Annotated in this window: 21 protein-coding genes; 8 read left to right on the top strand and 13 right to left on the bottom strand. The window is 73.3% G+C overall.

The window, feature by feature from the left end:
• Positions 1-22: 22 nt before the first annotated feature.
• The 5 genes from K7396_RS01560 to K7396_RS01540 form a co-directional block, all read right to left on the bottom strand.
• Positions 23-451 carry an adenylyltransferase/cytidyltransferase family protein gene (locus K7396_RS01560; protein ID WP_086716452.1) on the bottom strand — a complete coding sequence of 143 codons (429 nt, stop codon included), beginning with the start codon at positions 449-451 and terminating at the stop codon, positions 23-25.
• Positions 452-473: 22 nt separating this feature from the next.
• On the bottom strand, positions 474-1,982 hold the full coding sequence (locus K7396_RS01555; RefSeq protein WP_086716451.1) for a PQQ-binding-like beta-propeller repeat protein: 1,509 nt from the start codon (positions 1,980-1,982) through the stop codon (positions 474-476).
• Positions 1,983-2,100: 118 nt separating this feature from the next.
• Positions 2,101-3,669: an oligosaccharide flippase family protein gene (locus K7396_RS01550; protein WP_086716450.1), complete on the bottom strand. Its 1,569-nt coding sequence runs from the start codon at positions 3,667-3,669 to the stop codon at positions 2,101-2,103.
• Positions 3,666-5,345 (bottom strand): polysaccharide biosynthesis tyrosine autokinase, encoded by a 1,680-nt coding sequence (locus tag K7396_RS01545; RefSeq protein ID WP_086716449.1) that lies wholly within the window; start codon positions 5,343-5,345, stop codon positions 3,666-3,668. Before K7396_RS01545 ends, K7396_RS01550 begins: the two co-directional genes overlap by 4 nt.
• Positions 5,342-6,847, bottom strand: a complete 1,506-nt coding sequence (locus K7396_RS01540) for a hypothetical protein (protein WP_174886814.1) — start codon at positions 6,845-6,847, stop codon at positions 5,342-5,344. The genes K7396_RS01545 and K7396_RS01540 overlap by 4 nt, the downstream gene beginning before the upstream one ends.
• A 186-nt stretch (positions 6,848-7,033) precedes the next feature.
• On the opposite strand from K7396_RS01540, the gene K7396_RS01535 reads away from it, so the two are divergent.
• Positions 7,034-8,242, top strand: coding sequence for a glycosyltransferase (locus tag K7396_RS01535; RefSeq protein WP_086716471.1), 1,209 nt, complete (start codon positions 7,034-7,036; stop codon positions 8,240-8,242).
• Between the two features lie 41 nt (positions 8,243-8,283).
• Here K7396_RS01535 and K7396_RS01530 read toward each other — a convergent pair whose 3' ends face one another.
• The 3 genes from K7396_RS01530 to gmd are packed head-to-tail and all read right to left on the bottom strand — an operon-like array spanning position 8,284 to position 10,951.
• Positions 8,284-9,408: a glycosyltransferase gene (locus K7396_RS01530; protein ID WP_223659559.1), complete on the bottom strand. Its 1,125-nt coding sequence runs from the start codon at positions 9,406-9,408 to the stop codon at positions 8,284-8,286.
• The gene (locus K7396_RS01525) at positions 9,405-9,941 is read right to left on the bottom strand and encodes an LbetaH domain-containing protein (RefSeq protein ID WP_086716448.1); all 537 of its coding nucleotides are present in this window, start codon (positions 9,939-9,941) and stop codon (positions 9,405-9,407) included. The genes K7396_RS01530 and K7396_RS01525 overlap by 4 nt, the downstream gene beginning before the upstream one ends.
• A complete protein-coding gene (gene gmd / locus K7396_RS01520) occupies positions 9,938-10,951 on the bottom strand; it encodes a GDP-mannose 4,6-dehydratase (RefSeq protein WP_086716447.1) in 1,014 nt (337 codons plus the stop codon). Before gmd ends, K7396_RS01525 begins: the two co-directional genes overlap by 4 nt.
• 177 nt (positions 10,952-11,128) lie before the next feature.
• On the opposite strand from gmd, the gene K7396_RS01515 reads away from it, so the two are divergent.
• Positions 11,129-12,073: a GDP-L-fucose synthase family protein gene (locus K7396_RS01515; protein ID WP_086716446.1), complete on the top strand. Its 945-nt coding sequence runs from the start codon at positions 11,129-11,131 to the stop codon at positions 12,071-12,073.
• Positions 12,074-12,146: 73 nt separating this feature from the next.
• On the opposite strand, the gene K7396_RS01510 is transcribed toward K7396_RS01515, so the two are convergent.
• Entirely contained in the window at positions 12,147-13,649 is a 1,503-nt protein-coding gene (locus K7396_RS01510; RefSeq protein WP_373866868.1) for a sugar transferase, read from the bottom strand.
• A 279-nt stretch (positions 13,650-13,928) separates the two neighbouring features.
• On the opposite strand from K7396_RS01510, the gene K7396_RS01505 reads away from it, so the two are divergent.
• Entirely contained in the window at positions 13,929-14,606 is a 678-nt protein-coding gene (locus tag K7396_RS01505; RefSeq protein ID WP_086716468.1) for an AIM24 family protein, read from the top strand.
• A gap of 98 nt (positions 14,607-14,704) precedes the next feature.
• On the top strand, positions 14,705-15,436 hold the full coding sequence (locus tag K7396_RS01500; protein WP_086716445.1) for a ribonuclease H family protein: 732 nt from the start codon (positions 14,705-14,707) through the stop codon (positions 15,434-15,436).
• Between the two features lie 42 nt (positions 15,437-15,478).
• On the opposite strand, the gene K7396_RS01495 is transcribed toward K7396_RS01500, so the two are convergent.
• Positions 15,479-17,674 carry an FUSC family protein gene (locus K7396_RS01495; protein WP_223660351.1) on the bottom strand — a complete coding sequence of 732 codons (2,196 nt, stop codon included), beginning with the start codon at positions 17,672-17,674 and terminating at the stop codon, positions 15,479-15,481.
• A gap of 484 nt (positions 17,675-18,158) precedes the next feature.
• On the opposite strand from K7396_RS01495, the gene K7396_RS01490 reads away from it, so the two are divergent.
• Positions 18,159-18,695 carry a DUF4232 domain-containing protein gene (locus K7396_RS01490; protein WP_086716443.1) on the top strand — a complete coding sequence of 179 codons (537 nt, stop codon included), beginning with the start codon at positions 18,159-18,161 and terminating at the stop codon, positions 18,693-18,695.
• A 66-nt stretch (positions 18,696-18,761) separates the two neighbouring features.
• Here K7396_RS01490 and K7396_RS01485 read toward each other — a convergent pair whose 3' ends face one another.
• On the bottom strand, positions 18,762-19,718 hold the full coding sequence (locus K7396_RS01485) for an NAD-dependent epimerase/dehydratase family protein (protein WP_086716442.1): 957 nt from the start codon (positions 19,716-19,718) through the stop codon (positions 18,762-18,764).
• A 324-nt stretch (positions 19,719-20,042) separates the two neighbouring features.
• Here K7396_RS01485 and crtI point away from each other — a divergent pair, with 324 nt between their 5' ends.
• From crtI to K7396_RS01470, 3 genes are read left to right on the top strand one after another with little or no spacing between them, the layout of a single operon-like run.
• Positions 20,043-21,578, top strand: a complete 1,536-nt coding sequence (gene crtI, locus K7396_RS01480; RefSeq protein WP_086716441.1) for a phytoene desaturase family protein — start codon at positions 20,043-20,045, stop codon at positions 21,576-21,578.
• Entirely contained in the window at positions 21,575-22,579 is a 1,005-nt protein-coding gene (locus tag K7396_RS01475) for a phytoene/squalene synthase family protein (RefSeq protein WP_086716440.1), read from the top strand. Before crtI ends, K7396_RS01475 begins: the two co-directional genes overlap by 4 nt.
• Positions 22,576-23,625, top strand: coding sequence for a DUF5914 domain-containing protein (locus tag K7396_RS01470; RefSeq protein WP_086716439.1), 1,050 nt, complete (start codon positions 22,576-22,578; stop codon positions 23,623-23,625). Before K7396_RS01475 ends, K7396_RS01470 begins: the two co-directional genes overlap by 4 nt.
• Positions 23,626-23,677: 52 nt before the next feature.
• Here the strand turns inward: K7396_RS01470 and K7396_RS01465 are convergent, their stop codons facing one another.
• Together K7396_RS01465 and K7396_RS01460 are read right to left on the bottom strand one after the other, a co-directional pair.
• A complete protein-coding gene (locus K7396_RS01465) occupies positions 23,678-25,237 on the bottom strand; it encodes an FAD-dependent oxidoreductase (protein WP_152104226.1) in 1,560 nt (519 codons plus the stop codon).
• Positions 25,238-25,430: 193 nt separating this feature from the next.
• Positions 25,431-26,621, bottom strand: a complete 1,191-nt coding sequence (locus tag K7396_RS01460; RefSeq protein WP_152104227.1) for a lycopene cyclase family protein — start codon at positions 26,619-26,621, stop codon at positions 25,431-25,433.
• Positions 26,622-26,793: the final 172 nt, after the last annotated feature.

Genomic DNA, 26,793 nt, shown 5'->3' with positions numbered 1-26,793 from the left:
GCGCGGCGTCACCCCCGCGGGATCACGCCGAATTCGCGAGCCCGTCGAGCACCTCGCGCAACAAGGAGCTCGACGTGTGCACGGTGTAGGGGAAATAGACCACATCGACCCCGACCGTCGCGAAATCCCGTTCGAGCTTGTCGCCCTTGGGCGTCCCCCGCCAGTCGTCGCCCTTGAAGATGGCGTCGAAACGCACCTGCTGCCAGGTTTCCAGTTTGTCGGGCACCGTCTCGACGAACGCCGCGTCCACGAACCTGACGCTGCGTACGATCTCCAGCCGCTCGGCGAGCGGAATCACCGGTGCCTTTCCTTTGGCCTGGGCAGCCATTTCGTCCGACACCACACCGGCCACCAGATAGTCGCACTGGCTTTTGGCGTGCCGGAGAATATTGAGGTGTCCGACGTGGAAAAGGTCGTAGACCCCGGGTGCGTAACCTACTCGGTGTGTCATTTACCCCCCACTTGCCCTGCGGTCAGTTCCTGGCGGTCACATAGACCGGGCCGTTGCGGCCCGAGACATTGGTGCCGTCGGTGACCTCGATCGAGTAACGGTGCTGGGACCCGGGCTCCACGGTGTCCGTGAAGCTCATGTTGGGCCGGTTCCAGTAGCGCGAGTCCTGGTTGAGCGAGGTCAGGTACTCACCGTCACGGTAGATCTCGTAGGTCAGGACGCCGTTGTCCCGGTCCCATGACGCCTTCCAGTTGAGCGTGATCCGGCCGCGCGCGCCGCTCGCCCCGCTGAGCAGCGGAACCTGCGGCGCCCCGGTGTCCGGCGCCGCCGCGAACCGGGTCAGGCCCTGCTGCGGTGCGTCGTTGACGGTGGTGAACTCACCGCCCGCCCACAGGACACCGTCCGCCATGGTCAGCGCCCGCGGACCGATCTGCTCGCCGATCCCGTCGTTGGTGTCGGGGAACCAGGGCAGGATCGTCTTGTCGGAGATCGACTGCGCCAGGAAGTGCTGGCGGTTGTTGATGTCCGTGAACCCGCCCGGGGTGTCGGAGCAGTCGTGCGCGTGCGAACCGCTGTAGAGCACGCCCTTGTACGGCAGCACCGCCTGGGTGGCGCCCAGGCAGGTGTCCTTCCACAACTGCGCGCCGTCGGACAGCCGGCCGGCCGCGCGGCCGTCGAAGACCCCGCCGCCGGTGCCCTCGGCACCCAGGTAGAAGTTCGTCCCATCGTTGACCAGGGCCTTGACCGCGGAGCGGTTGGGGATCCAGCCGGTGAAGGAGTTGACGACCCGGCCGGTGGTGGCATCGAGCCCGGCGAGCGCGTGCACCCCGAAGAGGCTGCCGTTCACCGAGGTGAACCGGCCGCCGATGATGATCTTGTTGAGCTTGGGCGCGACCGTGAGGGCGTTGACCGCCGGGGTGGGGTCGTTGCCGACCGAGGAACCCCGGATCGTCGCCTTGAACGGCAGCAGGGTGCCGTCCGGCCGCAGGGCGGCGACCCGCTCGCGGGTCTGACCCTGGACGGTGCCGAAGCCGCCGCCGATGTAGACGGTGTCGTCGGTGACGTCGATGGCCCGCACGGTCGAGCTGACCGTCGGCTGCCAGTCCGCCCCGATGGTGCAGTCGGACGTGTTGAGCGCGGCCGTGTTGGACCGCCCCACCGGGCCGGCCTTCCCGAACGAGCCGCCGATGTAGATCTTCGAACCGTCGGGCGCGGCCTTCATGGCCCGGATGGTGCCCGTGCCGCCGGTGAACGCCGGGGCGCACGGCAGCGGCTGGCCGGTCTTCGCGTCGAAGGCCGCGAAGTTCGTCCGGGCGACCTCACCGGTGCCCTGGGCCGCACCCGGCGGCCGAATGTGGCTGAAAGTGCCTCCTACGTACACGATGCCCTTGGCGTAGGCCATGGCCCACACGATGCCGTCGGTCTGCCAGGTGCTCAGCGGATCGGCGGTCAGTGTGGTCTCACCGGTGGCCTGAGCGGGACCGGCGGAAAGCGCCGTCGACGCGGTACCGAGTACCGCGGCGGCGAGCAAGAGATGGACAGATCTGCTTCTTTGGCGCACAGGTCCCCCCTGGAAGCATGGCGCGATGGGAATTGTCGGGGTAGGACGCGGGAACGAGGCGATTTCTGTGCGGAAATGAGCCCACTGTTCATCGCGAGTTTTCCGAACCACGCTTGCGTAGCGCCCCGAAGAACTCCCCTACCCCCAGCGGCAAACGATAGCGCCAGACGGCGGCCCCGAAAGCCCCAATCGACAAAACAATTCCCAAGAAGAGACCAGGAACGCTGTCGCCGAATAGCGTCCGCACGGCGCACACCGGCAGCGCCACCGACCCGAGGCCGACCAGCGCGGCACACACATAGCCGCGGTCGACGGTGCGAAAACCCAGCCGGTAGCGGGCCAGCAGCGCCGACGCGCCGTTGTCCACCACGATCGCCAGCGCCCAGGAGACCGCCGCGCCCAGCACCCCGTAGCGCGGAACCAGCCATACGGCGCTGCCCAGTTGGACCACGAACGCGGCCCCCGCGACAGCCAGATTCCAGACACTCCGCCCGGCCATGAGGATGACCGTCTGCGCGTTGCCCACACCGACGTTGACCAGACAGGCCGCCGCCAGCACCACCAGGCCCGCCGCGCCGCCGGAGAAGCCCGGCCCGAACAGCGACAGCACGGTCCGCGGGTAGCCGGCGAGGACCAGGAACACCGGCCAGGAGAAGAGCGCGATCCATCGGGTCGACAGCCGGTGCAGATGGTGCGCGCCGGGTGCGTCGCCGCCCGCGAGCAGCCGGCTGATCTGCGGTGCCACCGCCAGCCGGATCGCCAACTGGAGCAGCGTCCCCGCCGTGACCAGCCGCCCGATCGCGGTGTAGACGCCGGCCTCGGCCGCGGTGCCCAGCGCCGACAGCAGGAGCACGCCGATCCACACCGCGGTGATGTCGAACACCGACGAGATGGCCCGCGGACCGGCGAACGCCCAGAACTCCCCTGCCTGCGGCGGCGGTCGGCCGGTACCGGGATGCGTCCGGCGGGACCCGCGCAGCGAGACGCAGGCGGCCACCAGACCCAGCACCCCCGGCACCAGCCAGGCCGCCGAGAGCGCGCCCACACTCGGCGCGAGGAGGACCAGCGGCACCGCGAGAAGAACCCGCAGCAGCGGCTTGCCGATCTGCTCCACGCCCACGAACGGGACCACCGAGCCGTACCCGCGGGTGGCCCCGAGCAGCACCAGCGCCACCGTCGTCACCGGCAGGAACGCCGCGAACAGCCGGATCAGCGCGGCGGCCTGCCCCGGATCCAGCTCGGGAAGCAGCAGCCCGGCAAGGCCCGGGGAGCACACCAGGACCGCCGCCCCCGCCGCGCTCGCCAGCAGCGTCGGCAGCACCGAGATGCGCAGCAGCCCCGGCACCCCGCCCCCGCCGCTGAGTTCGAGGTCGCGGGAGACGAAGCGGACCAGGGCGGTGTCGGCCCCCAGCTTCAGCGCGTTGCTCAGGATGGTGAACGCCGCGACCCCGGTGAAGACCGCACCGGCCCCGCGGGCCCCCAGCCCATGCGTGACGACGGCGACGAGCACGAACCCGAACAGCGCGTTCGCCGCCGAGCCGGCCAGGCCGAAGAGACTGCCGCGGGCGGTCGTGGCGACCCCGCGCCCGCCGCCCGCGGACGGCCCGGGGGCCGTCGGCGCGGGCCGGCCGGAGCCCGCCGGACGGATGGCCGTCACCTGCGCAGCGAGGTGGTGTCGGCGTCGAGGGGCCCTCGGGGCGCCGGCGTGGGGCCGGCGGCGGGCGGCGGCGGTCCGGGCAGCGCGGGCGGCGGCGCCACGGCGGCGCGCCCCCGGCCCCGGCCGCGCTTGCGGTGGGTGGGCCCGCCGTCCGACAGCCGGCGCAGCGCCGGACCGTGGCTGCCCTTGTCCAGGACGGCACCCAGGATGTGCCCGCCGGCCGTGGTGATCAGCTCCCACACCCGGTCCAGGTCGTCCCGGCGGACCTCGTTCAGATCACAGACCACCACGACGCCCGCGGCCTGCTTGGCGACGGCCAGCCCGTCCGCGTGCGACAGCAGCGGACCCGTGAACACCACGACGTTCTCGTTCGGCCCCGACGGCGTGTCGAGCAGCCGGGCGAACTGCGGGGAGGACAGGGTGCGCGCCGGGTTGGGCACCTCCCGGCCGGGCAGCAGGTCGAAGCGCCCGTCGACTCCGGCGTCCACGGTGAGCCGCTCGCCCTCCGCCCAGCTGCCCGGCACCGGCCGGCCGTGGCCGGGGCGCACCGGCAGCCGCTGGGCGACCCGGGGGGTGCGCAGATCCGCCTCGACCAGCAGGATGTCGTTGCCGATCTCGGCGAAGGCGGCGGCCAGGTTGACCGCGACCGAGACGGCGTCGGCGTTCTCCCGCGGGGCGACGATCAGCAGGCTGCCCCGCCCGGCGAACCGGTGGTCGTGCACCAGCCGGAAGGCGATCGTGCGGTAGGCCTCGGCGCGGTTGCCGCGGCCGCCCCGGCCGACCTCCAGCAGCTCCGCACCCCCCTGGCGGCGCGGCAGGATACCGAGCACCGGCGCCCGCAGGTTGTCCTGCACATCCGCCACCGACCGGACCCGCGGCTCCAGCACCGAGCGGACCCAGGCGGCCAGGATGCCCAGCACCAGACCGATCACGGCGCCGGCGAGCAGCAGCAGGGTGAGACCGGGGCTGGAGGGGAAGGCCGGCGGGTCGCCCTTGCGGACGATGTCGCCGGGAGTGGTGTCGAGGGACTTGAGGCTGGAGATCCGCCCCTGCAGATCCGCTATCTCCGACACCAGGTTGCTGCGCTCGGACTCGTCGGTGGCCCGACCGGACCCGCTGGCCCCGGCGATCCGCCGGTCCAGCACCTTGCGCTGCTCCTGAAGCGGCTTCAGCTCCGTGCCCAGCTTGCTGACGGTCTTGTCGATCCGCTGGGTCGCGGCGTCCTGACGGTAGTCGAGGTACGCGTGCACAAAGGCGTTGACCAGCGCGGACGCCCGGTCCGCGGTGTCCGCGCTGTACTCGAACATCAGGGTCTGGGTCTCGGGCGGATTGCTCACCCGCAGATCCCGCTGGAGCTTGGCCGGGTCGGTGTCCAGCTTCAGGGCCTTGGCCGCGCCCGCCGCCACCGAGGCGCTCTGGGCGATCTGCCGCTCGGTGCCCATGCTGATCTGCTTGTCGACCGAGACCCCGCCGGCCTCGAACGGCGCCGTACTGATCGCATGCACCACGACCTCACCGGTCGCCGTATAGGTCGAGCCGCCGAGCAGGGACACGGCGCCACCGCCGAGCATGCCCAGTACCAGCCCGAGTACGAGCAGGGCGCGATACCGGAAGAGCTGCCGCAGCTGGTCACGGATCTGGTCCGGCTCCTCCGCAGGCTCGTCGAAGACGCTCACGTACGTGCTCCTCCTGTGGGTAGAGGTGAGGCGGCGCGGTGCTCCGAGGACGTCGGTGCGCACGCGGACTCCTGTGCGGACGGCGGCAGGACCCGCCGTCCCGGTTTACGGGTGATCAGCAGCGGGATGCACACCAGCAGGGCGAGCGGTCCCACGATGGCCATCAGACTGCCGCGCAGCAACACCAGCTGGTAGAAGCCGAAGGCGGGCACCACCAGTGCCGCGAGGGTGCCGCGCTGCCGCCGCAGCCGGTGCCGTAGGTGGTCGATGCGCCGTCCCACCGCGCCGATCAGGCCGAAGACGGCGATGACCGACGGGAAGCCGGCCCACATATAGGTCTCGACCCACAGCGGCGCGGACAGATTGGTGAAGGTGTAGCCCGCGTGCCGGGCGAGCAGGATGCCCGCGTCGTCGGGCTTGCCGGGCCAGACGGCGCGCGGCACGAAGAACAGCGGTGGCCCCAGCGCGGCCGTCGGGGTGAAGCCGTGCGTGCGGACGTAGTCCACACCCGTCTCGACCTGCTGGAAGGCGTCGTAGTCGCCGTTGGAGGTGAACTGCTCGGCGAGCGAGACCACATGGACGGGCTCGCGCTTGTCGTAGCGGAAGTAGTCGCTGTACGGGAAGACCACCAGCACCACGGCCGCCACGGCCGCCGCGCCGAAGCGGAAGGCCCGCGGCCCGCGCAGCCAGGACGCGCTGAAGACCAGCGCCAGCAGGACCGTACCGGCCCAGAAACGCGGCTGGCTGATGGGGTTGTTGACCACGACGTTCACCGCGATCAGCAACGGCAGCAGCAGCCAGCGTAATCCGCGCAGGGTCCGGTCGCCCGCGGAGAACCGCGGTACGTGCACCAGCGCCACCAGCGCCCAGAACGCCGGTACCGACAGCAACCAGGCCGCCATGGCCCGGTCCGCCGACGCGGCCGGTTCCGCCGCTGCCGCCGCCTCGTTGGCCGCCTGCCGGCTGAGGAAGAACGCCGACAGCCCGCCCTGGCCGGGAATGAGCGCGACGGCCAGCAGCAGCGCGGCGCCGCACAGCAGCAGCACCCGCACCGGCGACAGCCGGCGGGCCAGGAGCGGTTCGAGGGCCACGGAGGAGCGCGCCGACCGCCAGGACGCCAGCGCCGAACCCCCGCTGTAGGCCAGAAGTCCCGCCTCCACCACGGCAGTTGTCAGGAACGCGGTGTTCGCGTCGACCATGAATCCCCGCGGATACGCGTCCGTCGCGAGCATGGCCAGTGGTGCGAGCCCCAGCCAGACGTAGGAAAAGAGCCAGAAACCGAAGGCGATCAGCCGCGCCCGGACATCCGTCAGCACCCGGGCCAGCGCCGCACCGGTGTGCACCACCACCACACACTGCAGGGCGAGCGCGGCGCCGAAGCGGGCGTCCGTCGACTGCAGGATCAGCACCGGCAGCAGCACCACCAGCAGCAGCGCCCAGCAGCACAGTGCGGCGATGCCCCGCACCGGAGCCGCGGCGCCCGGGCGCTTCCCGTACGTCATCGACCCACCTCCCCCCAACTCCCCATCAGCGACCACAATCTAAGGGACATCGGGAAAACAAGGTCGCCTTCGGGACACAATCGCAACGCAATTCACAGCCCGCGGGTCCCGGCGGGCTCCTACGATGACCGCACATCCAGAGGGGGGCCAGTCTTGGAAGACTCGTTCGCGGGCCGGTGTGTGCTGGTGGTCTCCACCAACTACGCGCCCGAACACACCGGCATAGGGCCGTACTCGACACAGATCGCCGAGCACCTCGCCGCATCCGGAGCCGACACCCATGTCCTCGCGGGCATGCCGCACTACCCCGCCTGGCGGGTGGCCGAGGGCTACCGCGGCCGATGGCGGATACGCGAGCGCCGCGGCGGGGTCACGGTGCACCGCAGGCGCCACACCGTGCCGCCGCGTCAGACCGCCCTGCGCCGGGCGCTGTTCGAGGCCAGCATCCTGGCGCACGGCGCCGTGGCACCACCGCGCATCCGCCCCGACGTGGTGCTCACCCAGATGCCCAGCCTGGCCGGGGGAGTGCTGGGCGGACGCCTGGCACGGCAGGCGGGGGTGCCCCATGTCGTGGTCGTCCAGGACCTGATGGGGGCCGCCGCCGAACAGAGCGGCATCCAGGGCGGCGGCCGGGCCGCCGCCCTCGCCGGTGCGGTGGAGGCCAGGGTCCTGCGCGGAGCCGCCGTCGTCGGGGTGGTGCACGAGTCGTTCGTGGACCGGGTCACCGCGATGGGCGTGCCCCGCTCCCGGGTGCATGTGGTGCCCAACTGGACGCATGTGCGGGGCCCGAGCGGCGACCGGGAGCGGACCCGGGAGCGGCTGGGCTGGTCCGACCGGGAGACCGTGGTCCTGCACGCCGGCAACATGGGCCTGAAACAGGGCCTGGAGGTCCTGGTCGAGGCCGCCCGGCTCGCCGGCCAGGAGTCCGCGCCCGTACGGTTCGTGCTGATGGGCGACGGCAACCAGCGCGCCCACCTGCAACGGCTCGCCGCGGGCGTCCCCTCGCTGTCCTTCCTGCCGCCCGCCGACACCGCGGAGTTCCCCGAGGTGCTCGCCGCCGCCGATGTGCTCGCGGTGACCCAGAAGGCCTCGGTGCTGGACATGAGCCTGCCGTCCAAGCTGACCTCGTACTTCATGACGGGCCGGCCGGTGATCGCCTCGGTGGCCGCCGAAGGGGGCACCGCCCAGGAGGTGCTGCGCTCGGGCGCCGGGTCGGTGATCGCGCCGGAGGACCCGAAGGCGCTGCTCGCGGAGGTCAGGGCGCTCGCCGACGACCCCGGGCGGGCGGCCCGGCTCGGGGCCCGCGGTCCGGAGTACGTCGAGCAGCGGCTGAGCAGCCGGGCCGGGCTGGAGCGGATCACCGCCCTGTTGCGGACCGCGCGGAACGGCCGGTAGCCGGAGGCGGCGGGGGCGGTGACCGTCCCCGCCGCCCCGCCTCATCTGGATCCGGGCCGCGGGAGGGCGGCGTACCGCTCCTCCAGCCGGTCGGTGACGGCGGCGAGCGAGAACTCCGCCTCGAGCGCCGCCCGGCCCGCGCGGGTGACCCGCTCGCGCAGCGGACGGTCCTCCAGGAGCCGCAGCACCGCGTCCGCCAGCTGCTCCGGCGAACCGTCGGTCACGAGAGCGGCCTCGCGCTGCCGAAGGGCCGGGGCGATCCCGCAGCTGTCCGTGCAGACCACCGGCGTGCCCACCGCCAAGGACTCCAGCACGCTCATCGGGAACGGCTCGTCGACGCTGGGCAGGACGTAGACCGTGGCCCGCCCGGTCCGCCGCACGGCGGCGTCGTGATCGAGGGCCCCGCCGTACGTCACCACCTCGCCGAGCCCCTCCTCGGCGATCAGCCGCCGGACCTCCGCGAGCCGCCCCTCGTCCGAACCGTGCAGGGTGAAGGACACCTCGGGCCGCTTGCGGTGCACCAGCGCCGCCATCCGGACGAACGCCTCGGGCCGTTTGCGGCTCTGCAGCCGGGCGAGGAACAGCACGTCCGTCTCGCTCCGGTCCGCGGCGCCGGGCCGGGCGCGGACCCCGTTGGGCAGCCTGACCAGGCGCGGCCCGCGCGGCCCCAGCACCCGGCGCAGCCCGGCCTCCTCCTCGTCGGTGAGGACCAGGGCCGCCGCCGCCCGGCGCAGCAGCGGAACGTACACCCGGTCGAAGAGCCGGGCCACCATCGAGCCACGAGGCTGGACCATGCCGTGTGTCTGCACCACGAACGGGCGGCGGCGCACCGCGGCCACCGCGAGCGCGGCCAGCGAGACCAGATCGCGCCCGGCGTGCAGATGCAGTGCCTCGGCCCGGCCGACGCTCCGCCAGAGCAGCGGCACCAGCCCCGGGTGGAACAGACCGAGGAACCCTTGCCCCGGTACCAGGGTGCGGGCCGGCCGGGCACGGAGCGGCACCCCGTCCACCGACCGCGGGGGCGCGCCCCGCCCCCGCCACAGCGATACCAGCTCCACCTCGTGGCCGCGCGAGGCCAGTTCGCCCAGTTGCCCGGTCGCCACGCTCACCGGACCGCCGTACGCCCCGTCGTCGCTGACCAGGGTCACCACATGGGTGATCCTCATGCCGCACCCCCGGTGGTGTGCACGACGCCCGGCGGCACATCGCGGTGGGCCACCGCGCCGGCGCCGACCACCGCGCCCGCCCCGACGGTGACGCCGCGCAGCACCATGGCGCGGGCGGCCACCCAGGACCCCTCCGCCAGATGGATCGGCGCATTGTCGAACTCGAAGGTGGGTGAGCGCCGTTGGTGGCTTCCGGTGCACAGCACGGCACCCTGGGAGACACACACGTCGCTCGCGATGGTGATCGGCTCCAGGTTGATCAGCCAGGAGTCCTCGCCGACCCAGACGTCGTCGCCGACCGTCAGCTTCCACGGCCACTGCACCCGCACCCGGTGCCGTATCAGCACCCGTTCGCCGACCCGGGCGCCGAACGCCCGCAGCAGCGGGGGCCGCAGCCGCGGCGGAAACCACCACTTCATGAACACGAGGTTGAGCACGGCGAACCAGGCGGCCTGGGTCAGCAGCCCCCGGCCCTTGTCGTAGCCGGCGCCGCTGAAGCCGCTCAGCCGGCGGTCGGTGGCGGGAGCCGTCATCGGTCCACCCGCACCCGGTGGCCGGAGAGTTCGTCCGTGAGCTGCCGCACGTCCGACTCGACCATGATCCGGGCGAGTTCGTCGAACTGCACCTTCGCCGACCAGTCCAGCAGGCTCTTGGCCTTGGACGCGTCGCCGATGAGCGCGTCCACTTCGGAGGGGCGCTCGTACTTCGCATCGAAGCGCACATAGCGCTCCCAGTCCAGGTCGACCGTGGCGAACGCGGCCTGCAGGAAGTCGCGCACGGTCGCCGCCACACCGGTCGCCACCACGTAGTCGTCGGGCTCGTCCCGCTGGAGCATCAGCCACATGGCCTCCACGTACTCCGGGGCGTAGCCCCAGTCGCGGACGGCGTCGAGGTTGCCCAGGTAGAGGTGTTCCTGCAGACCTGCCTGGATGCGGGCCACCGCGCGGGTTATCTTGCGGGTGACGAAGGTCTCGCCCCGCCGCGGGCTCTCGTGGTTGAAGAGGATGCCGTTCACCCCGAACAGGCCGTACGCCTCGCGGTAGTTGACCGTGGACCAGTACGCCATGACCTTGGCGCAGCCGTACGGGCTGCGCGGGTGGAAGGGCGTCGCCTCGTTCTGCGGAGGCGGGGTGGAGCCGAACATCTCCGAGGACGAGGCCTGGTAGAGCCGGGTCTGCACCCCGCTGGCGCGGATGGCCTCCAGCAGTCGTACGGCGCCCAGCCCGGTCACGTCGCCGGTGTACAGCGGAGCGTCGAAGGAGACCCGGACATGGGACTGGGCCCCGAGGTTGTAGACCTCGTCGGGCCGTACATCGCGCAGCAGGTTCACCAGGGCGACCCCGTCCGAGAGGTCGCAGTGGTGCAGCACCAGTCTGCGGTCCGGGGTGTGCGGGTCCTGGTAGATGTGGTCGATGCGCTCGGTGTTGAAGCTCGACGAGCGTCGCATCAGCCCGTGCACCTCATAGCCCTTGCCGAGCAGCAATTCGGCGAGATAGGAACCGTCCTGTCCGGTGATTCCGGTGATGACCGCGGTTTTCGGCATGGCTTCCCCCCACGAGAAGTGATGTACATCGGGATCGATCAATGGATTTCCCACGCGCCGGCGGACCGCGGGGCGTGGACGCTACCCGCTCCCCGGCCGGTGGTCGAGGGCGGAGAGCGGCAGGCATTTCCTGAAATAGCCGGTGGACGTATCGGGATAACTGACACAATCCGCCCCATGGATGACTTGCTGCCCACACCCGCCCGCGTCTTCGTCGCGGGCCACCGAGGACTGGTGGGATCCGCCGTGGCCCGGCGGCTGACCGCACAGGGCTATGACGTGGTGACCCGTACGCACGCGGAACTCGACCTGCGGGACGCCGAGGCCACCGCGGAGTTCCTGCGCGCCGCCCGGCCCGATGCCGTCGTCCTGGCGGCCGCCAAAGTCGGCGGAATCATGGCCAACAGCACCTACCCGGTGCAGTTCCTGGAGGACAACCTGAGCATCCAGCTCAGCGTCATCGCCGGCGCGCACCAGGCCGGGGTCCGCCGGCTGCTGTTCCTCGGATCGAGCTGCATCTACCCCAAGCACGCCGCGCAGCCCATCACCGAGGACGCCCTGCTGAGCGGGCCGCTGGAGCCCACCAACGAGGCGTACGCGATAGCCAAGATCGCCGGACTGGTCCAGATCCGCTCCTACCGCCGGCAGTACGGAGCCTCCTTCATCTCCGCCATGCCGACGAACCTCTACGGACCCGGCGACAACTTCGACCTGGAGACCTCGCACGTCCTGCCCGCGCTCATCCGCCGCTTCCACGAGGCGAAGGAGAAGGGGCAGGAGGAACTCACCCTCTGGGGCACCGGCACCCCGCTGCGCGAGTTCCTGCACGTCGACGACCTGGCCGCGGCCTGCGAGGTGCTGCTGCGCCGCTACGACGGCGACGACACCGTCAACGTCGGCTGCGGCGAGGACCTGACCATCGCCGACCTCGCCTCCTGCGTCGCCACCGCCGTCGGATACGAGGGACGCATCTCCTTCGACCCGTCCCGCCCCGACGGCACCCCGCGCAAGCTGCTCGACATCAGCAGGATGCGGGCACTGGGCTGGTCGCCCACCATCCCGCTGGCCGAGGGCATCGCCCGCACCTACCGGGCGTGGCAGGAGGAGACGGCCCGGGTGTGAGGCCCGTCCCCTGGTGTGCGGCCGGCGCCCGCCCCTCGGCGAGGCGCCGGCCGCACACCGGAGCCCTGTTTCCCTAGTAGGCACCGCGCCCGTCCACCACGGCGCGCACGGTCCGCATCAGCACACCGATGTCCCGGCCGTAGGACCAGTTGTCCACATAGCTCAGGTCCAGTGCCACGGTCTCGTCCCAGGACAGGTCGGACCGCCCGCTGATCTGCCACAGGCCGGTCAGTCCCGGCTTGACGGACAGCCGCCGGACCTCGGTCCCGTCGTACCGCTCGACCTCCTCGGGAAGCGGCGGCCGCGGCCCGACCAAGGACATATGGCCGGCCAGGACGTTGAAGAGCTGGGGCAGTTCGTCCAGGGAGAAGCGCCGCAGCAGCCGGCCCACCCGGGTCACCCGGGGATCGCGCCGGATCTTGAACATCGCCCCGTCGTTCTCGTTCGCCGACTCCAGCGCGGCCCGCATCCGGTCGGCGGCGACCACCATCGTGCGGAACTTCCACATCCGAAACGGCGTCAGATCCCTGCCGACCCGGACCTGCCAGTAGAAGACCGGGCCCGCCGTGGTGAGCCTTATGGCCGCCGCCACCGCGGCGAACACCGGGGCGAGCAGCACGAGCAGCAGCAGGGCCCCCAGCCGGTCGGTGGCCTGCTTCAGCAGCACCGGCAGCCCCCGTCGCGCCGCCGGGTCGATGTGCATCACGGTCAGGCCCGCCGCCTTGGCCAGCCGGACCCGGTGCTGTGAGACGTCGATCAGCCCCGGAAGTATGGCCAGATTCCGCCCCTCGTCGTGCAACGCCCAGGCCAGTCGCCGTACTCGCGGAGCCGAGAGCCGGCGCCCCGGCGCCACGAAGACGAGATCGGCGTCGAGTTCCGCGGCGCACCGCAGGACGGTCTCGCCGTCCAGCGCCCCTTCGGGCGACTCCCCGTCGGAGGCGATCCGGGCGGCCACCGGCAGCACCGAGTCGGTGGTCTCCTCGCCGACGAGGCAGCTGCCGACGACCACGTATTCGTGGTCCGTACGGTGCGCCAGCTCCGCGAGCACCACATCGACGGCGCCGGCCTCCCCGACGACCAGGACGCGCCGCAACGCCTGCGCACGGCGGCGCATCGCCAGCAGATACCGGTGGACGAGCTTGCGCCGGGCCACGCTCAGCCCCAGGCAGGGCAGCAGCGCGAGCACACAGACCTCGAGGTCCGTCTCGATCCGTGCCCCGACACAGATGACGGCCAGCACGCCCAGCATGGTCAGCCAGTCCCGCAGGACCGGCAGTGCCGTGTCGCCCCCGCTCAGTTCATCTCGGGTGTAACGATTCTTCGTTGTGCCGACCGCCAGCCACGCAAGACAGGCCAGCACCGCCGTCAGCCACGGCTGCGGCTGCCGCGTCACGGAACCGAGCACACCGACCGGCACCAGGGTGCCCACGGCGTCCACGGCCCACGCCAGCCGCACGAGCCGGCGCTCGGCCGACCGGTGCCCGTCCTTCTCCCCGCGCTGTGGCGCACGCGCTAATCCGGCTGTTCCGGCGGGTGACTCCATCACCCGTGATCCGGCAGCTTCGAACAACCCCATGGCCCCCCACTTGGTCGTCCCTCACCTTTCCGGCACGGCTGGAGCCCCCCGGCCACCCAACCGCCTCCGTGTCGGACGTGACGCTAGAGCACGTTGCGCCCGACTGCTGTGGTTTACCTAATTTGAGTGTTCTTGTGTCCCATTGTTTACAGGCCAACAGTCTGTGTGATCGGGTTTCGGCCTCGTTCCGCGAGCCCCGCCGGGCGGCCCGCACCGCCCTCGCGCCCACCGCCGGACTTCTCGGCGTGACCGCTCCGCGCCCCGCTTAGCATGCAGGCCATGAACAGCGATCTCTTCTCCTCCGAGAACATGGCCACGCCCGCCGCCGCGCCCGGCATGATCCAGCAGAACGCCAAGTCCATCAAGTACGCCCTGGACGGCGAGTGTTACGCGCGGCAGGGCTCGATGATCGCCTACCGCGGTGACCTGCAGTTCGAGAAGCAGGGGCAGGGAATCGGCAAGTTCCTCAAGCGCGCGGTCACCGGCGAGGGGCTGGCGCTGATGGCCGTACGGGGCCGCGGCGAGGTGTGGTTCGCGCACGAGGCCGCCAACTGCTTCGTCATCGACCTCGCCCCCGGTGACGGCCTCACCGTCAACGGCCGCAATGTGCTGTGCTTCGACCCGTCCCTCTCCTACGAGATCAAGGTCGTCAAGGGCGCCGGCATGGTCGGCGGCGGACTCTTCAACTCCGTCTTCAGCGGACAGGGCAAGCTGGCGGTGATGTGCGAGGGCAACCCCGTCGTCATACCCGTGTCCCCGCAGGCCCCGGTCTTCGTCGACACCGATGCCGTGGTCGGCTGGAGCAGCAGCCTGCAGACCACGCTGCACCGTTCGCAGAGCCTCGGATCGATGCTGCGCGGCGGCTCCGGCGAGGCCGTCCAGCTCCGTCTCGACGGCGAGGGCTTCGTGATCGTACGGCCCAGCGAACTCCGCCCGGAGAAGACGGCCGGCAACTGATCCGGACGGCGGGCGCGCCCCTCGGACCAGGCGACGGCCGGCCCGCCCCGGTGCCGGCCCCCGCGGAGGCGACTTCGCCCGGCGGCTCTCCGGCTGGCATGATCGCGCCCATGGCTGAACGCGTGATCGCCGCCTGTGACGGCGCCTCGAAAGGAAACCCCGGGCCCGCGGGCTGGGCCTGGGTCATCGCCGACGGTGCGGAGACCGTGGTGCGGTGGGAGGCCGGGCCGCTGGGCACCGCGACGAACAACGTCGCGGAACTCACCGCCCTGGAACGCCTGCTGGCCGCCATCGATCCGGCCGACGCCCTGGAGATCCGGATGGACTCCCAGTACGCGATGAAGGCCGTCACCACCTGGCTGCCCGGCTGGAAACGCAAGGGGTGGAAGACCGCCGCGGGCAAGCCGGTCGCCAACCAGGAACTCGTGATGCGCATCGACGAGCTGCTCACCGGCCGCTCCGTGGAATTCCGGTACGTGCCGGCGCACCAGGTGGACGGCGACCCGCTCAACGACCTCGCCGACCGGGCCGCCAGCCAGGCGGCGGTCGTCCAGGAGGCCGCCGGCAGCGACCTCGGCTCCCCGGAGCCGCCGCCCTCCTCGGGCGCCGCCAAGCCCGCCGGATCCCGCCGCCCGGCCTCGGGCGCGGCAGCGACGTCCGCGTCCTCGCCGAAGCGGCGGACCTCCGGGGCCTCGACGCGGACGCTGAACGCCAAGTTCCCCGGACGCTGCCGCTGCGGGCGCTCCTACGCCAAGGGCGAGCCCATCACCAAGAACCCGGACGGCTGGGGGCACCCCGACTGCCGCTCCGGCGCGGGCAGCGGCGCCTGAGCCCTGCGGTGAGCCGGCCCGCGGCCGCCGGGGCGCGAAGGGCTACGACCTGTTGCCCTTCGGGCCCGCCACCGGCACGCCGAGCGGGCGGGCGATACCCACCACTCCCTCGTCGAGGCGCTGGAGGTGGCGCAGCACGCGGAAGGTGACCGTGCCCGACTGCAGGGCCCCGGAACCGGCGGCATCCAGCATCGCGGCGATGCTGACGCCCGACTCCACCTCGCCCTCGGCGGACTCCTCCAGCACCCGCGCGACGATCAGGTCGATGTTGTGCGCGATCCGCCGGCCGGCGCCCGCCAGCCGCGGATCGGCCGCGATGGTCTTGCTGTACGGCACCAGTTCCGCCGTCGCCGCCAGGGAACGGGCGTGGTAGGCGGAGGTCTCCAGGAGCGCGACCAGGTAGCGGGCGGTCCGCCGCCGTACGCGCAGCGGGGTGATCGGGTGCGTCAGGGGCTGGATGGAGGCGCGCAGCTCGTCCAGCGCGGTGTCCAGATCGCGCGCCTTGCCCAGCAGGTCGACGGCCGGTCCGCCGCTGAGCTGTTCCACCGCGGCCGAGGCCACGTCCCGCAGCCGGACCAGCACCGTGCCCAGCAGTTCGTCCGTGCGGCGGTCGGTGCGCACCGGCAGGACGAGGACGGCGGCGATGATCCCGCACGCGGCGCCCAGCGCCGTCTCCTCGATGCGCAGCACCAGCACCGCGAAGCTGTAGGTGTTGAGCAGGGTGTAGAGCACCCCGAGCATCGCGGTGACGAAGAACGACATCAGCGCGTAGGACAACGGCGCGGTGAACCACATCCCGAAGATGCAGAGCAGCACGAGGGCGAAGGCGGCCCAGGTGTGATTGCCGACCAGGCCGGCCAGCGCGACACCGGCGACCACGCCGAGGACCGTGCCGACCAGCCGGCGGTAGCCCTTGACCATGATCTCGCCGGTGGACGCGGTGTTGAGGAAGACCACCCAGCAGGTCAGCACCGCCCAGTACCAGCGCTGGCTGGAGAGGAATTCGCCGCCGATGACGGCCAGGGTCGAGCCCACCGCGACCTGGAACGCGGCACGGGTGGTGGGCCGCTGGAACCCGGTGCGGTCGTCCTCCGCCTCGTCGCTCTCCTCGGCGCCGACGATCGCGAGGTCCTCGGCGTCGAACTCCTCGCGGGAGCGGGTGGTGGCCGGGGAGTCGTCCGACTCGTCCTGCGGGCCGTCCAGCGCCAGGCGCAGACCCAGGACGGAGCGGGCGGCCTCACCGAGCCCGCGGAAGACGTCCTGGACGACGGGCGTGGCGCGCGGCAGGTTGTCCTCGTCGCGGTAGCCGAGCAGCCGGTTGCGCACATGGGCCAGCCCGGTGCCGCGGTCGTCGGGCGCGCGCCGCGCGACCAGCAGGAGCAGGGAGTTCAGGTCCCGGCGCAGGGTGACGGTGGCCTCGTCCTCGGTGCGGAGGGGGGCCGCCGTGGCCGGCACGGGGGCGTGCGGCAGGTGCATGGTGAGGGTGTCGGCCCGCTCGGCGCTGCGGGCGTTGAGGATCAGCATGCCCAGGCGTTCGGCGGCGATCTCGGCCTCCGCGACGCGGCGCTGCACCAGCCCCGCCGCGGCCGCGTCCCGGGTGCCCTCCTCCAGGAGGCCCTGGATCATCAGGGCCGCCTCGTGCAGCCGGGCGGTGTGCCGCCGCAGGTCGTCGAGGACCTTGTCCCGTTCGTCGGGGCCGGCGTCCAGCAGTTCCAGCTGGGTGGCCAGCAACTGGGCGAGGCGGGCCCGGAAGGCCTCGCGCAGCCGGTCCAGGGTGCGCTGGGGCGTCTGCGGGACGACGGCGAAGCGGGCGAGGGCGCTGCAGGCGAAGGCGATGCCCAGGGTCAGGTACAGCTCGGGGAGGGTGGGCACCGTGGCGTGCACGAACAGCGAGACGAAGTAGACCTGGAAACCGATGAGTCCGAGCGCGGTGCCGCGGTCGCCGAACCGCCGGACGTAGACGGCGCTGAAGATCAGCAGGACGAAGAACAGGTCCCCGGGGATGACCAGGGCGTGCAGTACCGCCGCAAGCGACATGGCGGCGAGCGCGACGGGCAGGCCCAGCGCCAGGGTGACCGCCTGGCCGCGGACCTCCTTCTCCTTGATGGCGAAGGTGGCGACCATGGCGGCCATGGCGCCCGCGACCATCAGCGTGACGCCGGTGTGGAGCAGGGCGAGGGCGACGAGCGTGAGCACGATCGCCCCGACCGTCCGCAGCCCCGCCTTCAGCCGCAGCATCCCTGGGTCGGATGCCGCGAAGCGGTCCCAGGTCTTCGTCCGAGCCCGCCGTATCGCTGCCCTCACGGTGCCGTACACTCCCACTTCTTGCCATGATCCGGGAGGCACCAGCATCGCACGCCTGATCGGAACGACTCCATCCGCATCGGCTCCGGCGCCCCCCTGGCAGGCGTGAGCGCGCTCCCCGCGAACTCCCCGCCTCTTTCGCTCCCTTGCCTCCAGGTTTGCTCCTAGTGGCCCCGTTATGCCCCTCTTTGTCGCCCTCGCGTCCTTGTTTTCCGCGGTGTTAGCCGCGCGTTAGCCGATCATCAGTGGGGGCGCCCAGGGTGGGTGGCGCGGAACGAAAGAGAACCCACCGACCGGTCCCGCGGTCGGCTCCGCGGCCGGGGGTGCCTTCACGGGGGCCGGGGAGCGCCGTGCGGGCCGGGCGGTGGGCGTGCACCGAGGTCTCTCCCGGTGCCGGAGAAGAAGGAGTTGATGACTGATGACCATCCGTGGTCTGCGTACCGCCGTCACCGTCGCCGCCGCCGTTGCCCTCGCCGCGGGAGCGGGCGCCGGAATGGCCTCCGCGGCCGGTACGGCAGGACCGGGTGCCGCCGCGTGCGCCCCGGGGGCGCTGAAGGTCACGACCGCCAGCGCGGGTTCGAGCCAGATCGGCATGAACCACCAGGGCACCTACCTGAAGGTGACCAACACCGGTGGGAGCACCTGCGCGATGGACGGGTACCCGGGGCTGGCGCTGGAGGGCGCCGGACACGCGGCCCTGAAGACCACCCCGCACCACGGTGACACCTACTTCGCCAAGGACCCGGGCGCGCGCCGGATCACCCTGAAGCCGGGCAAGAGCGCCTTCGCGGACCTGGTCTGGACGCACGCCGGACCGTCCTCCGCGCAGGCCAAGTACCTGCAGGTGTCCCCGACGGGCGGCAACGCGCACGGCGTCGTGGCGTTCGACAACGCCGTGGACGGCGGGAAGCTGTCCGTGACGGCCTGGTCGGCGACGCCGCCCGCGGCTTCCTGACCGCAGCCGGCGGAGCGGAGGCCCGACGCGTGGGGGCGTCGGGCCTCCGCGGCGTGTACCGCCGGGTCAGCCGCGGGCCCCGGCCAGCAGGCCGCGGTACCAGTCGACGGTGGCGTCGAGGGTGGCGGCCAGCGGGGTCGGGTGCACGCCGAAGGTCCGCGCGAAGGCCGTGGAGTCCACGATCTGCGGCTCGGTGTGCTGGTAGAACATCTCCGCGTACTCGTCCATGAAGGCTTCGTCGAACGGCCCGAAGGGGCGCGGTTCGGGCAGGACCACGCGCTGCAGCGGGCGCCCCACCCGCTCCTCGATCATCGTGTGGATCTCGCGCGTGGTGACGGCGGGCGCGGTGGGCAGATGCCACACCCGGCCGTCACCCACCGGGAGTTCGCCGAGGGTGGCGAGGCCGGTCGCCACGTCCCGGATGTCCGTGTAGCTGTGCGGCAGGTCGATGTCGCCCAGGCCGAGGACTTCCCCTCCGGTCAGCGCGCCGGGGAAGACCGCCCCGCCGAGCGTCGAGTTGAGCACGCCGGGGCCGACGAAGTCCGCCGCCCGCCCGAGGACTACCCGGGCGCGCCCCGCGCGGTGCGCGTCGAGGTAGCGCTCGTCCAGCTCCGCCCGCATCCGCCCCTTGCGGCTCGTCGCCCGCCAGGGCGTGTCCTCCGTCATCACCTCGCCGTGCGTCGGGCCGTACGGGTACAGCGTGTCCAGGACGACCAGGCGGGCGCCCGTGGACTCGACGGCGGCCAGTACCGCGCGCTGGATCCGGGGCATCACCTCGACCTGGTGGTGATAGCCGACGTTCACGCAGTGGTGGACGACGTCGGCGCCCTCGACGGCGGCCAGTGCCCCCTCCGGCGTGCTCACATCGGCCGCGCGCCGCTCGACACCCTCGGCGGCGTTGTCCGGCCCGGAGCGGCTGACCAGCCGTACGGCGTGGCCGCGGCGGACGAGTTCACCGGCGAGCGCGGTGCCCGCGGGGCCGGCGCCCAGTACCGCGTGGAGGGAGCGTGCTGCATCGGACATGGCGGTTCCTTCTCTATGAGGCGGTGGCCGGCGGGCGGGGCCCGAGGGCGATCGGCGGCGAGAGGCTTCGCAGCGCTTCTCGTTCTGCGCCCTCGCTTATGTTAGAGACCATAACGCTCGCGATGGTTCGTCGCAATGGTTGTATGGTCGTCCCGCTTGGCGGGGGCGGCTGCCGCCGTTGGTGTCAGAGGGCGCCGGTGCCGTGCGTGGTGTGTGGAGTGCGGCGGCGGGGGAGGGCAGGGTCGGCCCGTGGGCATCGGTCGGGTGCCCGGCCGGACGGCTCCCGGCGAGTGCGCCCGCCCGCCGGGCTCGAGGAGGCGGTTCATGAGAGCGGTTCAGGGCCCCACCGACCACGTCGTGGTGGTCGGCGCCGGTCTCTCCGGGCTGTCCGCCGCGCTGCACCTGCTCGGCGCGGGACGGCGGGTCACCGTCGTCGAGCGCGAGACGCTGCCCGGCGGCCGGGCCGGCCGCATCGACCGCCACGGCTACCGCATCGACACCGGTCCGACCGTGCTGACCATGCCGGACCTCATCGACGAGACCTTCGCGGCGGTCGGCGAGCGGCTCACCGACCGGCTGGAACTGCGGGCACTGCACCCGGCGTACCGCGCCCGCTTCGCCGACGGCAGCGAGCTGGACGTGCACACGGACCCACAGGCCATGGAGGCGGAGGTCGAACGGTTCGCCGGCCCCGCGGCGGCCCACGGCTACCGGCGGCTGCGGCACTGGCTCCAGCAGCTGTACGCGGTCCAGCGCCACCGCTTCATCGACGCCAACTTCGACTCACCGCTGCAACTGCTGCACCCGGACCTGGTCCGCCTCGCCGCGCTCGGCGGCTTCGGCCGGCTCGACCACCGCATCGCCCGCTTCCTGCCGGACCCGCGGCTGCGCCGGGTCTTCTCCTTCCAGGCGCTGTACGCCGGGGTGCCGCCCGCCCGCGCCCTGGCCGCCTACGCCGTCATCGCCTACATGGACACGGTCGCCGGGGTGTACTTCCCCCGCGGCGGGATGCACGCCCTGCCCCGCGCCATGGCGGCCGCGGCCGCCGACGCCGGTGCCGCGTTCCGCTACGGACACCCGGTCACCCGGCTGGAACGCCGCGGCGACCGGATCACGGCCGTGGTCACCGCGCACGAACGCATCCCCTGCGACGCGGTGGTCCTCACCCCCGACCTCCCGGTCGTCCACCGGCTGCTCGGCCGGCGCCCCCGCCGCCCGCTCCGCCTGCGCCACGCGCCGTCCGCGGTGGTCCTGCACGCCGGCACCGACCGCACCTGGCCGCGACTGGCCCACCACACGCTCTCCTTCGGCGCCGCGTGGGAGCGGACCTTCGACGAACTCACCCGCACCGGGCGGCTGATGAGCGACCCCTCGCTGCTCATCACCCGCCCCACCGCCACCGACCCCGGGCTCGCCCCTCCGGGGCGCCACCTCCACTACATCCTGGCGCCCTGCCCCAACACCGAGACCGGTCCCGGCGCCGGGGACTGGCACGACCTGGCGCCCCGGTACCGCGACAGCCTGCTCGCCGTACTGGAGCGCCGGGGGCTCACCGGCATCGGCGCCGCCACCGAGATGCACCACCTGGTCACCCCCGCCGACTGGGCCGCGCAGGGGCTCGCCGCCGGAACACCCTTCTCGGCCGCCCACACCCTGGCGCAGACCGGCCCCTTCCGCCCCCGCAACCTCGTGCGCGGCACCGAGAACGCCGTCCTGGCGGGCTGCGGCACCACCCCCGGCGTCGGCGTCCCCACCGTCCTGCTCTCCGGCAAGCTCGCCGCGGCCCGGATCACCGGCCCCCGGGCCACCCGGTCCCCGGCGGGAACCACCCGCCCGACCCCGAGAGGCACCCCGGCATGACGGCTCGCGAACTGGACGCCGCAGGCATCACCGACCCCCTCCTGCGCGACGCCTACGCCCGGTGCCGCCGGCTCAACGCCCGGCACGGCAAGACCTACTTCCTCGCCACCCGGCTGCTGCCCGTGGAGCGCCGGCCGGCCGTCCACGCCCTGTACGGCTTCGCCCGCCGGGCCGACGACCTCGTCGACGAACCCGGAGCGGGCCGCTCGACCGCCGACTGCGCACGGGCGCTCGACGCCCTCCAGGGCTGCCTGGAGGAGGCCCTGCGCGGGGGAGAGACCACGGAACCGGTGGTGCGCGCGGTGGCCCACACCGCTGCCGTGTACCGCATCGACCACCGGCACTTCGCGGACTTCATGGCGTCGATGCGCAGCGATCTGACGGTGACGGACTACCCGACGTACGAGGACCTGCGGCGCTATGTGCACGGCTCGGCCGCGGTGATGGGGCTGGAGATGCTGCCGGTGCTCGGCACGGTCGCGCCGCAGGACGAGGCCGCGCCGCACGCCGCGGCCCTCGGCGTCGCCTTCCAGCTCACCAACTTCCTGCGCGACGTGGGGGAGGACCTCGACCGGGGCCGGATCTATCTGCCCGCCGACCTGCTGGCGGCGCACGGCGTCGACCGCGCGCTGCTGCGGTGGAGCCGCGACACCGGCCACCGCGACCCGCGGATCACCGCGGCCATGGCGGCCGCCGCCGACCTCGTCCGCGGCGTCTACCGCGAGGCGGCTCCCGGCCTCGCCCTGCTCGACCCGGTGTCGCGCCCGTGCATCCGCACCGCGTTCGTCCTCTACCGCGCCATCCTCGACGCCGTGCGCGACGACGGCTACGCCGTGCTGCACCGCCGCGCGGTGGTCTCCCGCAGACGCCGCGCGGCCACCGCCCTCGGCGGGCTGGCCCGGGTCACCGCCGCCCGGATCGCCGCCCGCCGCCCCGCCGTGCGGCGCCCAGGGACGCCGTACTCCGGGGTGCCGCACCGTCCGCAGGAGGAGACGCCATGACCCCTCAGGCCCGTCGGAACCACCGGACTCCTCAGGCTCATCGGGCCGGCCGGACTCCGCGCATCCCGCTCCGGCTGCGGACCGGGCCCGTGCCGTGGGAGGCCCAGCGGCCGACCTGGCGCGACGCCCGGCCCGCGCGCCTCGCCGACGCCGTCAAGGCCGCCCTCGCCCGCTCGTCCGGCAACTGGTTCGTCCTCGGCGCGTCCGACGGCATCGGCGCCCGGCGCGCCGTCGGTCGCACCGTCGCCGGCGTCGAGGTCGTCGCCTGGCGCGACCCGGCCGGGCGGCTGCTCGCCGGGCCGGGGGCCTGCCCGCACCTCGGCGCGCCCCTGGACCGCAGCCCCGTGCACTGCGGCATCGTCCGCTGCCGCTGGCACGGACTCGCCCTGGACGGCGCCCCGTTCGCCGGCTGGGACCCGTTCCCCGCCCACGACGACGGACTGCTGGCGTGGGTGCGCCTCGACGCGGCCGGCGGCGAGGAGCCGTTGCCCGAACCGGTGTTGCCCCGGCGGCCGCGCACGGCGGGTGCCGTCACCGCGGTCCACACCGTCACCGGCGGCTGCGACCCCGAGGACGTGATCGCCAACCGTCTCGACCCGTGGCACGGCGCATGGTTCCACCCCTACTCCTTCGTCGACCTCACCGTGGTGGACACCCCCGCGGAGCACGGCGCCCCGCACGCCGACGGCATCGCCGTCGAGGTCTCCTTCAAGGTCGCCGGGCGCGCCGTGGTCCCGGTCACGGCCGTCTTCACCGCGCCCGAGCCCCGTACGGTGGTGATGCACATCGTGGCGGGCGAGGGGCAGGGCTCCGTGGTGGAGACCCATGCCACGCCGCTGGGCGCCGACGACCGGGGGCGGCCGCGCACCGCGGTCACCGAGGCGGTCATCGCCACGTCCCGGCGTCCCGGCTTCGCCCTCGCGCGCGCGGCCGCCCCCGCCCTGCGCCCGCTGATGCGCGCCGCCTCGCGACGGCTGTGGCGGGACGACCTGGCCTACGCCGAACGCCGCTGGGAACTGCGCAGCAGCGGACGCTTCCCGGGCTGACACCGGACACCGGCCACCGGCCGGCTCGCCGGGGACCCGGAGCACGCCCCCGTCACCGTTCGCCCCGCCGCGCCGCCCACCGCAGCGCCGCGGAACGTCCCCTGCCCGGCACCGTCCACAGGGTCTGGCCGCGCACCCCCCAGCGCCGCAACAGGGCGTTGGCGGCGAGGAACCCGGTCGTCGCGGCGCGCTCCATCAGCGCGACGGGGAACGGGGTGCGCACCGTGTCACCCGCGACCACCACCCGCGGATCGGGCGTGTGCACGGTCGGCCGGTCGCCGAAGCCGCCCACCGGGAACAGCGGGCAGTCCGCCCGCCACTCGTTCCGCCGGTCGACGATCCGGACGCCGCGGGTCTCCGGATAGACAGCGTGCAACTGGTCCACCAGGCGCCGCTGTTCGCGATCCCGGTCGGCTCCCGGGGCGACCGCGTAGGCGTGCAGTTCCAGCACCGAGCCGCCGGTGCGGGCCGACCAGCGGGCCGCCTCCCCCTCCCAGCGCTCCAGCACGCTGACGTTGTCCAGCGAGCCGAAGCCACTCGTGCCCAGGAAACCGGGCCGGTCGGTGCGCACCCGCCGTTCCAGCCACAGCCGTGACACCAGGAAGGGCGGCGCGGTCCGCAGCCGCCCGATCCGCGCCCGCCAGGCGGCATCCCCCAACTTCCCGGATGACGCGACGAGTTGACGCAGTCCGCCGGGGTCCGGCGCGAGCACCACCGCGTCGAACCGGCGCTCCCCGTCCCGTGCGACGACCCGCACCCCGCCGTCCTCCGGCTCGACCCGCGCCACCGCCGTGTCCGTGCACAGCCGCACCCCGTGTCCCGTCAGATACCGGCCGAGAGGGTGCCACAGCGCCTGCGGGAAGGGCTCGGCGGGCACGTCGAAGAGCAGTCCCTCGCTGGAGCCGAGAAAGTAGATGTGGAACATCAACACCAGTTCCGCGGCGGACAGTTCCCGCGGGTCCGCGAAGAAGCTCCGGGAGAACACCTCGAAGGCGAGGTGCCGCGCGGCCTCGGGGAAGCGGATACGGGAGAGGAAGTCCTGGGCGCTGATCCCGTCCAGCCGCTCGTAGACCCCCGGCACCCGCACGTCGAGCAGCGGCAGGGCCGCACCGGGCCGCATCCGCACCAGGTCCCGCCAGGTGAAGGTGGGGCTGAGCGCGGCAAAGCCCAGGGCGCTCCACGGCGGGGTGCGCGGCACCCGGGCGAAGCTGTCCCGCAGGCCCGCACGGTGGTGCAGCGGGTAGTCGGGCAGTCGCCGGAGCACGTCCAGGCCCGGGTCGATCCGGCGCAGCAGCCCCCGCAGGTTGTAGTACTGCGGGAAGAACGCATGGAATCCGCGGCTCATGGTCGCCGCCGAGCCGTCGGCGAGCCGCACGGGCCAGCCCGCCAGCCGCCCGCCCAGGTCCGCTCCCCGTTCGTACAGCGTCACCCGCACGCCCCGCTCGGCCAGCGCGGTCGCGGCCGCGAGGCCCGCGATACCGCCGCCGATCACCGCCGCGGCGGGCCCGCCGTCCGGGACCCGCTCCCGCCCCGGCGGCCCCGGCACCCGCTCTGCCCGCCGGTCGCGCCCGTGCCGCGCGGCCCCGCCACGCGCACGCCCTTTGGCGGTCATGTGCCCTCCGGGCAGGCGCACGCCACGGGCGGGACGTTCCCGGACGGCCACGGGAGCGGCTTCAAGGGCATCGACGGCATCGACGGGATCTGCGGGATCAGTGGCGTCAATGACGTCCTTCGCATCAGCGGTCCTCGTGGAGCCAGCGGTGGCACGGTCTCTCCTCCGGTCCGGGGGCGGGCGAACGGCCGGTTCACCGCACGGTGGCCCGACGTGGCAGCAGCGGAAGTTCGGCGGCGGTACGGAGCATGGGCAGCACGGGCGTGCGCAGGCCGATGGCGAGGTCCTCCCACAGGCGGGAGCGGCCGTCGAGGAACCGCAGCAGCCGCTCCGTCGGCACCGCGCGGAACAGCCCGGTGAAGAACTCCGCGCCGTCCACCCGGCCGCTGTCGAGCGCCCGCAGCAGCACGGCGTCCATCGCCCGGTGCCGGGTGGCGTGCGCGGGCGGGGGGAGCGGCGGCCGGCCCGCCAGCAGGGCGGCCGCGATGTGCGCGGACTGCCGCTGGACGGCGGCGAAGGTGTAGCCGGTCGACGCACGGGTGGCGCCGCCCGCGGTCCCGATGCGGAACACCGCGCGGCCCGCCCGCCGCGGGAACCGCCCGTCGGTCATCGGGATCGCGCCCTGCTCCACGGCGGTCACCCGGAACCCGCCCAGCCGCAGCACCCGCGCCGTGTAGTGGTGCAGCGCCCGCTCGTACGCGGCGGTGTCGAGGACCCGGCGGGAGAACTCGGTGTACTCCACGAGCGCGGTGTGCTCGCTCAGGGGCAGCACATACCCGAAGGACAGGCCGTGCGCGGGCTGCGGGGTGCGGAAGTCCATCAGGTCCGCTGTCGTGGGGTCGAACGCCGGCTGCCGGGTGCGCACGAACCAGCCCCGGAAGTGCTGTTGGAGGGTGGTGCGGGCCGGCGGGAGCCGGCCGCCGGGGCGGGAGTCGAACGCCCAGCGCGCCCGGAGGACCACCGGCCGCCCCGCCGCGTCGCGCCCCCGCACCTCCGCGCCGCCGGTCACGTCCCGTACGGACTCCACCGTCGCGGCGACCCGGGCGACGCCGCCGTGGCCCGACAGCCGGGCGCCGACCAGTTCCTCGAAGTCGCGCGAGCGCAGCATCTTGTACCGGAAGGGCGCGAGCCGTCCCGTCGTCGCCGCCCCGTCGGGTCCGTGCACGCGCAGCAGGTCCCACGAAGCGGTCAGCGCGGAGTCGAGGGCGCCGCCCGGCGCCTCCCAGTAGCACCAGGTCCGTTCCCGCGGGGTGAGCGGCCCGGGCGGCGCGTCGACCAGCAGCACCCGTGGCGTCCCGGCACCCGGTGCCGGGGCGCACAGCCGGTGGGCGAGCGACAGCCCGGCCGCTCCCGCGCCGACGATGACGGCATCCGCGTCCCGCACGCCCGGTCCTCCCTGCGCTCGACGGGCCCGACGGCGATCCTCGCGCAACGAGGGGCCGGGAGGCGGTGTCCGACGCGCGGGAAACCGGCGGGCCGCAGGAGTTCGTGGCCGCGCGCCGGCTGTCCGGGCCGCGGGCGCGCGGAAGGGGCCGGTGCCGGGCCGGGGCCGTACC

The sequence above is a fragment of the Streptomyces angustmyceticus genome (genome assembly GCF_019933235.1).
Classification (GTDB): Bacteria; Actinomycetota; Actinomycetes; order Streptomycetales; family Streptomycetaceae; genus Streptomyces; species Streptomyces angustmyceticus.
This window is presented reverse-complemented; position numbering and strand designations above follow the sequence as displayed.

Bases quoted from the DNA above. Each gene is read 5' to 3' on its own strand.
- K7396_RS01560 (WP_086716452.1), bottom strand. From the start codon at position 451: ATGACACACCGAGTAGGTTACGCACCCGGGGTCTACGACCTTTTCCAC.
- K7396_RS01540 (WP_174886814.1), bottom strand. From the start codon at position 6,847: ATGACGTACGGGAAGCGCCCGGGCGCCGCGGCTCCGGTGCGGGGCATC.
- K7396_RS01530 (WP_223659559.1), bottom strand. From the start codon at position 9,408: ATGAGGATCACCCATGTGGTGACCCTGGTCAGCGACGACGGGGCGTAC.
- K7396_RS01525 (WP_086716448.1), bottom strand. From the start codon at position 9,941: ATGACGGCTCCCGCCACCGACCGCCGGCTGAGCGGCTTCAGCGGCGCC.
- gmd (WP_086716447.1), bottom strand. From the start codon at position 10,951: ATGCCGAAAACCGCGGTCATCACCGGAATCACCGGACAGGACGGTTCC.
- K7396_RS01515 (WP_086716446.1), top strand. From the start codon at position 11,129: ATGGATGACTTGCTGCCCACACCCGCCCGCGTCTTCGTCGCGGGCCAC.
- K7396_RS01510 (WP_373866868.1), bottom strand. From the start codon at position 13,649: ATGGGGTTGTTCGAAGCTGCCGGATCACGGGTGATGGAGTCACCCGCC.
- K7396_RS01505 (WP_086716468.1), top strand. From the start codon at position 13,929: ATGAACAGCGATCTCTTCTCCTCCGAGAACATGGCCACGCCCGCCGCC.
- K7396_RS01500 (WP_086716445.1), top strand. From the start codon at position 14,705: ATGATCGCGCCCATGGCTGAACGCGTGATCGCCGCCTGTGACGGCGCC.
- K7396_RS01495 (WP_223660351.1), bottom strand. From the start codon at position 17,674: ATGCTGCGGCTGAAGGCGGGGCTGCGGACGGTCGGGGCGATCGTGCTC.
- K7396_RS01490 (WP_086716443.1), top strand. From the start codon at position 18,159: ATGACCATCCGTGGTCTGCGTACCGCCGTCACCGTCGCCGCCGCCGTT.
- K7396_RS01485 (WP_086716442.1), bottom strand. From the start codon at position 19,718: ATGTCCGATGCAGCACGCTCCCTCCACGCGGTACTGGGCGCCGGCCCC.
- crtI (WP_086716441.1), top strand. From the start codon at position 20,043: ATGAGAGCGGTTCAGGGCCCCACCGACCACGTCGTGGTGGTCGGCGCC.
- K7396_RS01475 (WP_086716440.1), top strand. From the start codon at position 21,575: ATGACGGCTCGCGAACTGGACGCCGCAGGCATCACCGACCCCCTCCTG.
- K7396_RS01470 (WP_086716439.1), top strand. From the start codon at position 22,576: ATGACCCCTCAGGCCCGTCGGAACCACCGGACTCCTCAGGCTCATCGG.
- K7396_RS01465 (WP_152104226.1), bottom strand. From the start codon at position 25,237: ATGACCGCCAAAGGGCGTGCGCGTGGCGGGGCCGCGCGGCACGGGCGC.